This window comes from Protofrankia sp. BMG5.30, from assembly GCF_001983005.1.
In the GTDB taxonomy this organism is placed as follows: domain Bacteria; phylum Actinomycetota; class Actinomycetes; order Frankiales; family Frankiaceae; genus Protofrankia; species Protofrankia coriariae.
Window position 1 is genome coordinate 112,797 of the sequence record NZ_MOME01000013.1, and the last position, 13,322, is coordinate 126,118.

General features: G+C 70.3%; 8 protein-coding genes. 4 read left to right on the forward strand and 4 right to left on the reverse strand.

What is annotated here, in order from left to right:
- Positions 1–436 precede the first annotated feature (436 nt).
- From BL254_RS08505 to BL254_RS08520, 4 genes are read left to right on the forward strand one after another with little or no spacing between them, the layout of a single operon-like run.
- The gene (locus BL254_RS08505) at positions 437–4,180 is read left to right on the forward strand and encodes a nitrate- and nitrite sensing domain-containing protein (protein ID WP_076843010.1); all 3,744 of its coding nucleotides are present in this window, start codon (positions 437–439) and stop codon (positions 4,178–4,180) included.
- Positions 4,177–4,599, forward strand: coding sequence for a roadblock/LC7 domain-containing protein (locus BL254_RS08510; RefSeq protein WP_013875055.1), 423 nt, complete (start codon positions 4,177–4,179; stop codon positions 4,597–4,599). Before BL254_RS08505 ends, BL254_RS08510 begins: the two co-directional genes overlap by 4 nt.
- Before the next feature lie 25 nt (positions 4,600–4,624).
- Entirely contained in the window at positions 4,625–4,984 is a 360-nt protein-coding gene (locus tag BL254_RS08515) for a DUF742 domain-containing protein (RefSeq protein ID WP_013875056.1), read from the forward strand.
- Complete coding sequence (locus BL254_RS08520; RefSeq protein WP_076843011.1) at positions 4,965–5,561, forward strand: ATP/GTP-binding protein; 597 nt, start codon at positions 4,965–4,967, stop codon at positions 5,559–5,561. Before BL254_RS08515 ends, BL254_RS08520 begins: the two co-directional genes overlap by 20 nt.
- A 149-nt stretch (positions 5,562–5,710) precedes the next feature.
- On the opposite strand, the gene BL254_RS08525 is transcribed toward BL254_RS08520, so the two are convergent.
- The 4 genes from BL254_RS08525 to BL254_RS08540 form a co-directional block, all read right to left on the reverse strand.
- Complete coding sequence (locus BL254_RS08525; RefSeq protein WP_371390300.1) at positions 5,711–6,997, reverse strand: ABC transporter substrate-binding protein; 1,287 nt, start codon at positions 6,995–6,997, stop codon at positions 5,711–5,713.
- A gap of 554 nt (positions 6,998–7,551) precedes the next feature.
- Positions 7,552–10,407, reverse strand: a complete 2,856-nt coding sequence (locus BL254_RS08530) for a hypothetical protein (RefSeq protein ID WP_076843012.1) — start codon at positions 10,405–10,407, stop codon at positions 7,552–7,554.
- A gap of 362 nt (positions 10,408–10,769) precedes the next feature.
- Positions 10,770–11,975 carry a hypothetical protein gene (locus tag BL254_RS08535; RefSeq protein WP_047221601.1) on the reverse strand — a complete coding sequence of 402 codons (1,206 nt, stop codon included), beginning with the start codon at positions 11,973–11,975 and terminating at the stop codon, positions 10,770–10,772.
- Positions 11,976–12,196: 221 nt separating this feature from the next.
- Complete coding sequence (locus tag BL254_RS08540) at positions 12,197–13,315, reverse strand: GuaB3 family IMP dehydrogenase-related protein (RefSeq protein WP_047221600.1); 1,119 nt, start codon at positions 13,313–13,315, stop codon at positions 12,197–12,199.
- Between the last annotated feature and the right edge of the window lie 7 nt (positions 13,316–13,322).

A 13,322-nucleotide genomic window follows, 5' to 3' on the forward strand; every position in this document is an offset into this window, starting at 1 on the left:
CTCGGCCGTTGCCCGTCGGGCCCGCGGCCGGCTTCGAGATGGCGGTGTCCACGACGCCAAGCCTACGGAGAAGATGCCAGGCCCACGGAGAGCCAAGCCCACGAAGAACAGGCCAGGACGGTACGGGCCCATAGAGAAGGTGTCAGGCCCGCGGAGAACGGGTGCGGTACCTGACGCGGCGCCGGAAAGTACCTGCGCGACAGGCAACAGGCGGCCGACCCGCCCGGACTTCYGTCCATCCTGCGGGCATACGTCCGGACCGCCCGAAAACGGACCGAACGGATGGGATCGGAAGTGGACATCTAGTTTAGGCCAGGCGCGTGTCGGGATGTCTGGCCATACCGCTATGGTGCCTATCGAGGGACATCCGGGCCCGATACCGGGCCATCCCGGCACGTCATGTTCCGGGAGGCTGGCGGAGAGGTTGCGAAGGTACGTGCGCAGACAACCGATAGCCGGCACGGGCATCGACGCTCCCCCGGCGGGCGAGGCCACACCGCAGGAGCCGGAGCGGTCCGCCGATGACGGCGGGCACCGCGTCGACGCCCCAGCCATCACGTCACAGGACCCAGGCGGTATACGACGCATAAGGGCACTGCTCGGTGCGCCGGCGAACTGGCGGGTCCGTACCAAGCTGATCGCGATTCTCGCGGTCCCGATCATCGCGATCCTGGCCAACGCCGCGATGGGCGCCAACAGTGTGCTGACCAGCACCCGGGACGTCAACCGTGCCCAGGACATGGCGAAGATAAGCCGCGCCGCCACGGCACTGGTGTCCGCATTGGAGCAGGAACGCACCTATACGGTCGGCTATGTCGCCTCACGCGGCACGCCCCTGTCGGGCTTCCGCTCCCCCGAGCGCATCAAAACGGTGCAGACACAGGTTGACGAGGCGGCCCGGCAGTACGAGCAGAATGTCCGGGGCCAGCAGAACGCCTTCACCGAGCAGGCCCGGACGGCACTCCAGTCGATCACGGACCGGCTGTCGCACCGGACGAACGTGCGCGAGACCGCGTTGACGCTGGCCTCGTCGAGCTCCGTCCAGGTGGCCTACACCGGAATGATCAACAGCCTCGTCAACCTGGTGTCGCTCATCCCACAGGGCCAGGACGACGCCGCGCTGAACGCCGACGTGGAGGYCCTCGACTCCGTCATCCGCGCGCGGGAACGCCTGGCTGCCCAGCAGTCCCTCATCCACGGCACCATCCAGCAGGGACGTTTCGACAGCACCGACTACCGGCTGTTCGTCGGTCTGAGCACGGAACGCGAAACCCAGATCTCCCGTTTCGAGGCGGTGGCCAACCCGGACCAGGCCAGGGTGTACCGGGAGACGCTCGTCGGTCAGGACGTCGCGGAGACCAGCAACGAGGTACAGGACGTACTGACAGGACGGGTCGGGCAGCCGCTCGAGCTCGACAACCTGAAGTGGTTGCAGTCGACCCAGGCCACGATGGACCTCAACAGCAGGGTCGTCGACTCCCTGTACAACAACACCGAGGACCGCGTCGAGACGCTGCGGTCGGGTATCCAGCGCCGGGCGCTGCTCTCCGGTCTGCTCATCGTCTTCATCCTGACGGCCGCCCTGTTCGCCGCCATGATCGTCGCCCGCTCCCTGGTACGCCCCCTGCTCGGGCTGCGCGCGGCCGCGCTCGACGTCGCCGGCCGCCGGCTGCCCGAGTCGGTCCGCCGGCTGCGTGACTCCACCGAACAGGACATCGAGACCGAGGTCGAACCGGTCGGTATCAACACCGACGAGGAGATCGGTGAAGTCGCCCGCGCGTTCRACGAGGTCCACCGAGAGGCCGTCCGCCTCGCGTCCGAACAGGCCGTGCTGCGGAACAACGTCAACGCCATGTTCGTCAACCTGTCCCGGCGCAGCCAGGGACTGGTCGAACGGCAGCTGCGGCTCATCGACGACCTGGAGAACCGGGAGCAGGACCCGGACCAGCTCTCCAACCTGTTCAAGCTCGACCACCTGGCGACCCGTATGCGCYGGAACAACGAAAGCCTCCTGGTGCTCGCCGGCACCGACACGGCCCGCAGGTGGACCCACCCCGTCCCCCTCAACGAGGTCGTCCTCGCCGCGATCTCCGAGGTCGAGCAGTACACGAGGGTCAARCAGACGGCGGCGGCCGCGGTGTCCATCACCGGGAACGCCGTCAGCGACGTCGTGCACCTCATCGCCGAACTGTTGGAGAACGCCACCTCCTTCTCCCCGCCGGCGACCGATGTGCAGGTCACCAGCCGCTCCCTGGGGCCTGGCGCCGGAGCGATAGTCGAGATCGAGGACCGCGGCATCGGAATGCCGGCCAAGGAGCTCGAACGCATCAACGAACGGCTGGCCAACCCACCCGTCATCGACGTGTCGGTGTCCCGCACGATGGGTCTGTTCGCGGTCGGTCGGCTGGCCGGCCGACACAGCATCCGCGTCCAGCTCCGCGAATCGACCTCCGGCGGGATCACCGCCGTGATAAGGCTGCCAGCCAAGGTCGTCGCCAGTGAGGCGACCCCGAGCACGCCGGCACGCCCCACAGCGCCACTGACCACCGGACGTCCCCCGGTCGGCCGGTCCGCGCTCGACAACGGTCTGCCACCGGCGCTGTCCAACGGCCGCACGGTGGGGTTCGACGGGATGTCCCTGGCGAACGGCATGTCACGCGGCGAGTCCAACGGCCACACGTTCGTCGACGGAAACAGCCTGCCAAAGGGCAACGGCTCGTATCCGCCCGGTTCGCGCAATGGCTCCGAAGCACCTCCGTCCCTGCCCGTACCGGGCATGAACGGAAGCGGCCCGGGCCGCACCGCGGCGGACGAACGGTCCACCAGCCCCGACGAGTTCGGGCTGGAGCAGCCGGACGTCGGTGGCGGCTTCGGCACCGGCACCGGCCCACTGGAGATCTCCAGAACCACGGCCCGCCAGCCGAATGCCGATCCGCCCTTCCGGAGTGAGCCCCAGACCGGCGGCTACGAGATCCCCCGGGGACCGGGCGCGGCGGGCCCCATCGGCCCGGACGCCGGCGCGACCTACCTGGACCTCGCCGGCCGCACCGATCCGGTGCACCTGGATCCGGCCGGCTCGGCTTCCCTGGACACCGGCGGCATCGACCTGACCGGAGCGGCCCCGCCCGGACCGACAGGCCGGACCGCCACGGACAGCGCACCGGCCGCGCCCAGCCCCGACACGACCCCGTTCAGCCGGCTGTCCCCCCCGCCCACCGCCTACTCCCAGCCCACCGCSGGCGGCGGCCAGGCCGGGGAACTGCCGACGGTCATCCCGTCGGGCGGCGGCGTCCGTCCCGACTTCAGAACGGAACGGGCGCCCACCGCGCGCGACGACGTGTCCTACCGCAACGACGTTTCTTATCGCGACGATGTGTCCTACCGCGATGACGTCTCCTATGGCGACGGTGCCGACCGGGCGTCCCGTACCGACGGGGCCGAGGAAGCAGCCGCCGATCGGGACGGCGAGGACAGCGACACGACCCCGATCTTCGATTCGGTCTCCGCGTGGTTCCAACGCCACGCCCCGACATCCCCGCACCCGCTGCCGAGCCGACCGAGGGCGGCTGCCCCGCTGGGCCGTCCCGGACCGGCCCCGCACCGCGGCCCGGCCAGCCTGCGTGGTGACTTGCGGCCACCGGAGCCAGCCGGCCGGCCCGCTCGGCCGGTCGACGTCAGCGCCAGCGGTGACATCGGCCGTCCGCCGTCGCCCTACCCGGCGCCGGCCGGCCGGCCCGGGCCTCAGGGCCCGGCACCCGCCGACATCCCTGTGCCCGGCTGGTCGCCCGCCCCGGGAGAACCCCCGCTGCCGGCCGCCGCGGCCGGCCCCGCCGACATCCAGTCCGTTCCGTTGGCGAGCCGTCCGGCGCCCGCCGCGCCGGATTCCGGATCCGTATCATGGTCGTCCGCGGCTGACGCCGGGTGGCGTGCCGCGGAAGCGGCCCGCCAGCCGTCTCCCGCTGGGACGACCAGGGCCGGTCTTCCATTGCGTGTCCCGATGACACACCTGGTACCTGGTAGCGCTGAAACCACGCCACGGCGTCAGCCGGAGGGGTCGTCCCGCTCCCCCGAAGCGGTCGGTGGCCGGCTTGCCAGCTTCTACCAGGGTGTTCGACAGGCCCGTGATGTCGCCAGGGACACCCCCCACAGCTCTCGTCGGAACGCCCAGGAGGAAGTGTGACGCCCATGAGCTCAGACGCACAGAACCTCAACTGGTTGATCAACAATTTCGTCGAAAGAGTTCCCGGTGTCGCGCACACCGTGGTGGTTTCCGCGGACGGTCTGCTGCTGGCGGTCTCGGACGGTTTCCCACGCGACCGGGCGGACCAACTGGCCGCTGTCGCGTCGGGTCTGGTCAGCCTGACCCAGGGCGCCGCCCGGGTTTTTGAAGCAGGCAACGTGACACAGACGGTCGTCGAGATGGAACATGGGTTTCTGTTCATCATGGCGATCAGTGATGGGGCAAGTATGGCGGTTCTCGCCGCACCGTCGTGTGACATCGGACTTGTGGGGTACGAGATGGCACTGCTGGTAACCCGGACCACGGATGTGCTCACCCCTGCCCTACGAGCCGAACTACAGGGGATCCTTCCGCGGTGAACCGACAGGAGCACAGGGGGTCAGGGTGAGTACCGATCCCGCGAATACCCCGGGACCGGTTGTCCGTCCCTACGCGATGACCGGTGGTCGGACGCGTTCACGATACGAACTCGCCATCGAGGCGCTTGTCGTCACAACGTCCTTTGGTGAGGAACGGGCAATCCAACTTGCCCTGGAACAACAGACAATCGCCGCCATGTGCCGGCAGGTGCGATCAGTYGCGGAGATCGCCGCCGGCCTGCGGGTTCCCCTCGGAGTCGCCAGGGTGCTGGTCGGTGACATGGCGGACGAAGGTTACGTCCGGGTACACCAACAACCCGACCGCGATGAGGCGCCGGACCTCGCGCTGCTCGAAAGGGTGCTCAGTGGCCTTCGCAAGCTCTGACCGCAGACGGGTCAACTCCTCCGTCGCCACTACTTCGGTCAAGATCGTCGTTGCTGGTGGTTTCGGCGCCGGCAAGACGACTTTTGTCGGTTCGGTGTCCGAGATCGTACCCCTGCGGACCGAGGCGGTCATGACCGAGGCCGGGGCACACGTCGACGACCTGACCCACCTCGCCGACAAGACGACGACCACGGTCGCAATGGACTTCGGCCGGGTCTCCCTGGACGAGGATCTTATCCTCTATCTGTTCGGCACGCCGGGACAGTACCGGTTCTGGTTCATGTGGGACGACATCGTGCGGGGCGCTATCGGTGCCATCGTCCTCGCCGACACCCGGCGGCTAGCCGACTGTTTCGCGGCTGTGGACTACTTCGAACAGCGACAGTTGCCATTTGTCGTCGGAGTGAACTGTTTCGACGGAATCCTGCGGCATTCCATAGACGACGTCCGGGAAGCTCTGCAGATCAACCCGAKCATACCGATCATCACCTGCGACGCGCGTAACCGTCACTCGACGAAAAGCGCACTGATCGCGGTGGTCGAGCACACGATGTCACGAGCGGTGGCCAGGACCTGATCCGCCGCTCGGGCGGCACCGGCCCGACGCGCGCATATCGTCCTCGCGGTGAACCGAGCCGACAGTATCGGCCCGGTTCACCGATCGGCCCGGTTCACCGCGTCTGGCTGTCCCCGCCGGGAGGCGGATCGAGCGGACGGGAGCTGTTCTCAGGTCMCCTGGACGGCCCTGGTGTATGGCAGCAGCCTGCCTGGCTGCGCGGCAATATTCTTGATCGAATCGTCGCCGACGATGACCAGGCTGTAGCCGGTGCCCTCCGTCCGCCACTGTCCCCCGACCAGCGGCGTCTTCGCCACGTTCTTGGGGATGTCGGCCGAGCCGCCGAAGCCGATCTCCCCCACGATCGTGTTGGTACGCAGCTTCCCGATCGCCGCCGCCAGGCCCGCCCGGTCGTCGGGCGAGCCGACCTGGGCCAACGCCTCCGTGGCGAGTTCGTAGAGGGCGTGCACGAAGCCGAGGGTCTGCACCCAGGGGGTGCCGGTCCTGTCCGTGAAGTCCTTGGCGAGCGTCTCCGGAGTGGCCCCCGTCAACGAGCTTTTGAACCGGTGGTAGGGCGACCACCAGACCTCGGTACCGAGGTTGTTGCCGTCCTGGCCGAGGGCCTGGACCGAGCGCGGGAACAGCAGCCCCTTGGCGACCGTGACGATCTTCGGGCTGAAGTCCATCGACACCGCCTGCTTCCAGAAGATCTGGAAGTCGTCCGGCGTCAGCACACCGGTCAGGATGTCCACGCCCGCCTGCTTGAACACGTTCAACTGGGGACCGAAGTCCGACATCCCGGTGGGAAAGACGGGAGGCTTCACGAGCGTGTAGCCCGCGGCGRCTATCGCGGGCGGAAACCCGATGGTGCCGTCGGCGAACGTCCTGCCGTCGGAGTCGTCCGGCCAGAGCGCACCGACCTTCTTGTTGGTGGGCAACTGGCCCCACATGTTCCGGTAGACCCTGGTCACGTCCTCAAGGCCCCAGAAGAAGTGATAGGTCCACTTGAACGGGCGGGCCGGGTCGCCACCACGTCCGTTGAACCACGACTGCCAGGGAGCGGCCGTGGAAATGCACGGCATCTCGTTCGCCTCGCACTGGTCCGAGACCGGGTTGGTGGTCTCCGGTGTGGAGGCGACGAGGATGATGTCCACCCGGTCGGTGTAAATCAGGTCGCCGGCGGCCTGGGCCGCACGGTTCTGGTCGGACTGGCTGTCCCGGACGATGATCTCAACCGGATAGGTGCGCGCGCCGATGGTCATTCCGCCCTGGCGGTCGAAGAAGGCCCGGATGGTGTCGGTGACGTACCTGTCCGCGGCGCCGAAGGCGGACAGCGCCCCCGTCTGCGGGCTCACATAGCCGATCCTGATGACCCGGTTCGCCTTCGACCCGCTCCCGGAGCCGCCACAGGCGGCAAGGGGTACCCCTGCGGTCGCCACGCCAGCCAGGGTCAGCAGTGTGCGGCGGCTGAGGAAACGTCCACCGGCATCACCGGAACGGTCCGCGGCGTCGGGAGGAACCTGCTGGGGAACCTGGGGGGCAATCTGGTCCGGTTTCTTCCCCGCGCCGGGCTCCGCCGCCCGCGTCCGGGATTCCTGCCACGGCAGCGGAACCGGTACGGGAGGCCCGGCGAGTGATCCGGAAGGCCCGGAAAACTCACCAGGCCCGGAAGGCTCGCATCCCCGAGCCGCGGGAAACGGCCTGCCCGGGCCGGTCGCTTCGGGGCCGTCGGTATCCGACACGGCGCCAGGTCGTCCCTGTCCAGTACGTGTCGGGCGGTCAGAGTGGAGCATGGGTCCTGATCCTGCCGCACGCCGGTTCAAACCCGGGCACTGGGTCCCGGTCGACACGCAGCAGACCAGATCGGGAACGGAAGGTTCCTGTTCGGCCCGCCGGCTGAAGCCGGCGGGAGCAGGCTCCGCCGGCCCGGGATACCGGCCGGAGAACGCCGGCCGGCGTTCTCCTGGCCAGTCGGCGAACACATGATCACTATTTTTCCCGGGCTCGGAGCCTAATTGATCGCACACCACCGGTTCGATCCGTCCTTGAAGGTCAGGAAACCGCCGTCCTTCCCGGCGTCGCCAGCGCCCACCCGGTTGATGAACAGCGCCTTGATGTCCTTGAGCGGACCGTCGGCGAACTGGACGTCGGTAAAAATCACGGTATCGGTACTCAGACTGTTCTTTGTGATCGAGTAGGTACCCTGCTGGTCATCCCAGCGGTAGCTACCGCTCTCGCGTGGCACGACGAGCTTGTTCGGCAGTGCCGCGGACGCCTGGGAATTCCGGTTGTCGGCCGAGGCGGCCCCGTCGGCCGGCTGGTCGCCGTCGGCCGTCCGATAGCAGCGGTAGGTGCCGTCGACCAGCGCCCGACCGGCCGCGGCGTCCGGATTGCTCGTGGCCGGCGTCGGCGCGCCCCCGGCCGAGGACGCCGCGGCGGTGACGCCGGGATCCACCGGGTCCTCCGGAGCCCCCACGGGAAGATCCTCCGCCCCGCCCGACAGCAGGGCGTACAGCCCGACCGCGACCAGGGACACCAACACCGCGACAATCAACGGGCCGGTCCACCCATGCCGATAACGCGCCAGCAGCCCCGAGCCGGGGCCGCCGCTGCCGTCGTCGTCGATGTCGTCGACGTCGTCGTCCACATCGTCGATGTCGTCACCGGGATCCGGCCCACCGCGCCGGCTGTCCGGCTGGCTGGACAGTCGGACGGCCGGCCGTTTCGCGGCCCCGGACGCCGTCGAGCGCTGCTCCGGCCCCCGCGCCCCGGTGTCCGTGGAAGCACCATCCGGGGAGGAAACCCGCGCCGCCGCCGTACCCGGCCGGCCTACCTTCTTACGGACAGAACTGGACGGCTTCCAGCCCCCATCGTCGTCATCGGGACCGGTGCCACGCGAGCCGGCATCACGCGAGCCGGTGTCGCGGGAGCCGGTGTCCGGCGTGGACCCGATCCTCGACAGCGTCGCGGTCATCTCCGCCAGCGACTGTCCGAGCACCCCGGGCGGCACGGCCGGAGATGACGGCATACCGTCACGCGACGTCCTCGGCCGTGCGGCGTCGGTGACCCGTGGCACGATGTCGGTGCGCTCCATCGGTCCGGCGGCGGAGGACGCCGCGGCGGCGGGGTCCGCGAAGGCCGCCTCGCCCGGCAGACCGCCCCCGGGCGTCCTGGCCCCGGGTACCGCCGACGGCGGCCTGGGGGCGGTACGTGGGTGCGGCCGGGCGGGAACGGACGGCTCGGCCGTGGTGGCCGCGGCCGGGCCTCGGTAGGTCGGCGGGAGAAGCACGGCCCGGTCGTTGCCGCCGTCCGCTCTCCCGGCAGTTGGCCGGGATGTGCCAGGAGTAACCGGCGCATCGTCGTTCACGCCGGCACCACGGACGAGGGCTCTGGCGGCCCCGGAACCGGGATATCCGCCTGTCCCGTAGCCGCTCGGAGCCGGGCTGCCGGCTGTCGCGGCCGGCCCTGCGTCCAGAGGGCCGCCCCGATCGGGAGGCGGCGGGTTCGGCCCGGCGGGAGGTACCCGTCCGCGATCACGGGGCTGTGCCGCCCTGAACGAGCCGCCCATCAGGTAGGAAGTCGATCCGTCCCCCGGCCCGGTGGTGTCCGGTTGACGGGCCGGAAGCTCACGATCAGCGCCCATGAGCGGTGGGTAGCCGGCCTGGTGGCCCGCCAACCCGTAACCGTTCACCGGACGGTCGCTTCCGTAACGGTCCCCAACGCCGTTGGGGTTCGGCACGCCGTTACCGGCGGAGGCGGGAGCGCCGTACCCGGCCGGGCCACGGGCCGGCGGGGAACCGGTGCTCCCCCCGAAACCGCCGTCCGGCGGCATACCCGCCGGCGGCAGGGCGGCCGGTGGTAGGGCGGCCGGTGGTAGGGCGGGTGGTGGTAGGGCGGCCGGTGACGCCCGGCCGGACAACGGCTGCGGGCCACTGGGCCGACGGCCGTCCGGCCCGGGGGCGCCCGTGTCGAACAGACGCTGGTCGGGCTGACCACCGAAGGAAAAAGCGCCACCCGCGGGCGGGGATGCGGGCCCGTCGTCACGCGGACGGGTCCGATAACCGTCGGTGGATCCACGGACATCGGGGTAATGCGGAGCGAAACCGCGCAGGACGCCAGGCTGATAGCCGTCCGGCCCGGTGCCGTTCCCGTTCGCCGGCCCCGGAGCGGACTGCCAGGGATGACCGGCGCCCTGACCCGCGGGGCTCTGGCCCACCGGACCCTGACCGGCGGGTCCCTGGCCCTGGCCGGCGGGGCTCTGGCCCTGGCCGGCGGGGCTCTGGCCCTGGCCGGCGGGGCTCTGGCCCTGGCCGGCGGGGCCGCCATAACCGGCGAATCCGTCCGCGGCGCCGGGCGAGCCAGTGTCGCGCTGGGCGGCGCCGGCACGATCGCTGCCATCCACGGACAGCCCCCAGCGCCCACCGCCGTAGCCGCCGGTCGTCGTGCCCGTCGCGGAATCATCACCGCCCGGCAGCCAGCCGGGCCGCGGGTCGGGCGGGGGCGGTTGGAACGGAGAAGCCGGCTGGAACGGGTAGGCGGGCAGGGCCGGCCGCTCATGACTGGCGGAGACGTCGAACGGGTCAGGAGCGGGGAAGGGACGATCGCGCCACCCCTGGCCGGTTGGATCCTGGGCGCCGGACCTGTCCGGAACCGGCGGGAAGGACGGCTCGGAGCGGTCGTCAGCCTCCCCGACCCGCTCGACCGCGAAGAAGTCGTCCGCACGCCGGCCCGACGCGCCGGAACGGTCCGCGGCGCCGGTCACCAGGCCGCCCGCGTCACCGGCTGCCGCCGATGGACGCCACGCCCCGGCGACGGCGTCCCACGCCCACGCGTCATCGTCGCTCGCCCCGAGCCCGTGGGTGGGCATGTCCTGCCCCCCAGGTCCAGGTAGTCGTCCGGGTAAAGGGCGTAGGCCGTGCCCGATGGATGCTCGCCCGCACGGGCGACACCCAGACGAACACTCGCCGTGTTGTCGTCGTCACCAATAGCTCCGCTATTGCACGCCCCCCATCCGCTGTTTCGCGCCGCACGGGGATCCCCGCAGGGACACCGCTGCTCTCCACCCCGCCGGAGGCTACCTGGATCACCGTCCGCATCGATCAACATCCATCAGAGACGGCCCAGGTGCCCACGAACCAGGCACCCACGAGTCAGGTGCCCACGAAAGCCCGCACGCCATGAAACACCGGAAATATGGACGAATCAAGCCTACACCACAGCTTGCCGTCATCAGGCGCTCACGCACTGGTCGGAGATCTCCTGGACGATCCTGGTCGTCTCCGGCGAGTTCACGTTCTTGTTGAACTGCTCGTACTGATCCTGCGGATAGTTGGCCTCCAGCTTCTCCAGCGTGCACGTGCAGTAGGCCTGCAGCCCATGGCTGACCTGCATGCACTCCCGCAGATAGTCCGCGCGCAACGCCTCGCTGTACTGTGCGGGCCGGGCGGCCACCGTATCTGGCGAAGCGCCCTCGACCGTGTTGACGGGCGCGTTGGTCACAGCGTCCCCGTCGTCGCCGCCCAGGGCCAGGTAGCCACCGACGCCGACCAGGAGCAGCACCACCACCGCGGCGGCGATCAACACGCGACGCGGTAACGCCGCGACGGACGACAGGCGCCGGGTCAGCGGCCGGTCCGACCCCGGGACGGCACTGTCACCGTCCGCCTCGGGCCGAGATGTCGACGCCCAGCCACCGGCCCGGCGCTTGCGGTGCTGCCGGTGCGCGCCGGTCGAGGCCCGCGAATGGGATCCCAGGGCGATGGCACCGGTGTCGGTGCCGGGCAGAGCGCCGTCCCGGGCGGGCCCGAGCGCGATGACGTCCACCACACCGAACGGCTCGGACAGCCCTCGGACGCTGGCCCCGGACGGCGCGATCTCCCCTGTGCTCGGGGCGACGACGGTGCCGACGGCCGTTACCGGCCCCGTTCCCGGGTCGGCGGGCCCGAGCGGATAGCTCTGCCAGGCGGCCCCGTGGGCGGCCGCGATGTCCAGCCCACCCGTGTTGGCCAGGATGTCAGCGCCCTGCGACGAGATGTCATCGCCCGGAAGCGGCCAGCTGTCCAACCCACCCGGCTGCGGGAGGTCGACGGCCGTCTGCGTGCTCTGCGGGGTGCCGTCCCGCACCGGCCCTGGCCCCGACTCCCCTGGCCCCGACTCCGAGCGGGCCGCGCCCGGCAACAGCGTCCCGTCCAGGACGGACCAGCCCGACGTGTCCAGTGCCAGATATCCCGGCGCGAACTCCCCGGTCGTGGTGACCGCGGCATCGCCACCGATGGCGGTGCCACCGGTGACACCGGCATCGCCCGAACCGGTATCGGAACCGGTAGTCGTGGACTCGGTGGGATACGCCGCTGACAGCTGCCACGTCTGGGCTGCCTCGTCCCAGACGTACGAACCATCATCGCTGACCCAGCGACCGTGCTCGTCGATGCGCATGTGTCATCCTTCGGACCAGAACAGACGGTTCCAGGGTGCCATGCTGCCCGAAGTGAGCTTCACCGGAGGTCGCGAGGATTTTCCAGGTGGGCCCGAAGACGGCCATCATGCCGTCGGAAGCAGGCTTCACCCGAATTCGGGACCGGTCCGAAATGTCCATGGTAGTTCGATAGTTCCGACCACCGGTGGACGCCACGGACGCGGGAGAGGCTGGCAGCGGATCAGCGGGGTGACGCGGTGACCAGCACGTCGGCCTTCTGCAGTTCCTTGAGCGTCGCGTAGCCGGTCGTCGCCATCGCGGTCCGCAGCGCCCCGGCGAGGTTGAGCGTGCCGGGGTTCACCGACGCGGGGCCCAGCAGGATCTCCCGCAGCGTTCCGGCGACCGCGACCGGCTCCCAGGTTCCTCGCGGCAGGCGGGAGTGCAGCAGGTCCATGGACCAGTAGCCGCCGCGCCCGGGCGCCTCGGCGGCGGCGGCCAGCGGCTTGTCGAGCATGACCGCGTCGGCCCCGCAGGCGATGGCCTTGGCGATGTCCCCGCCGGTGCGCACACCTCCGTGCGCGATGACGTGGACGTACCGGCCGCCGGACTCGTCCAGGTAGCGCATGCGCGCGCCGGCCGCGTCCGCGATCGCGGTCGCCATCGGGACGCCGACCCCGAGCACCGCCCTGGTCGTGTCCGCGCCGCCGGGGCCGACCCCGACGATCACGCCGGCGGCCCCGGTGCGCATCAGGTGCAGGGCGGTCGAGAAGGACGCACACCCACCCACCAGCACGGGCACGTCGATCTCGCCGATGAACCGTTTGAGGTTCAACGGCTCGGTCTGTCTCGACTGGTGCTCGGCCGAGACCGCCGTCGCGTGGATGACGAGCAGGTCGACCCCGGCCTCGAGCAGGAACGGGTACAGCGCGTCGACCCGTTGGGGGCGCAGCGCGGCGGCCGTGACCACACCGGAGTGCCGGATCTCCGTCAGCCGTTTGACGACCAGCTCGGGCCGGATCGGCGCGGTGTAGAGTTCCCGCAGCCGCCGGCCGGCCGCGTCCGGGCCGAGGGTGGCGATCTCCGCCAGCAGCGGCTCCGGCTCCTCGTGCCGGCTCCACAGCCCCTCGACGTGGACGATGCCGAGGCCGCCGATGTTGCCCAGCTCGACGGCGGTGGCCGGTGAGGTCACCGCGTCCGCGGGCGCGCCCACCACCGGCAGGTCGAAACGGTAGGCGTCGATCTCCCAGGCCAGCGAGACGTCCGCGGGGTCGCGCGTGCGCCTCGACGGCACGATGCCCAGGGCGTCCAGGCCGAAGCCGACCCGACCGCTCTTACCGATACCGATCTCGACCTCAGCCACTGTGTCC

What these genes read in the sequence shown, in the direction of transcription:
- BL254_RS08530 (WP_076843012.1), bottom strand. Translation starts at nt 10,407, where the DNA reads ATGCCCACCCACGGGCTCGGGGCGAGCGACGATGACGCGTGGGCGTGG.
- BL254_RS08535 (WP_047221601.1), bottom strand. Translation starts at nt 11,975, where the DNA reads ATGCGCATCGACGAGCACGGTCGCTGGGTCAGCGATGATGGTTCGTAC.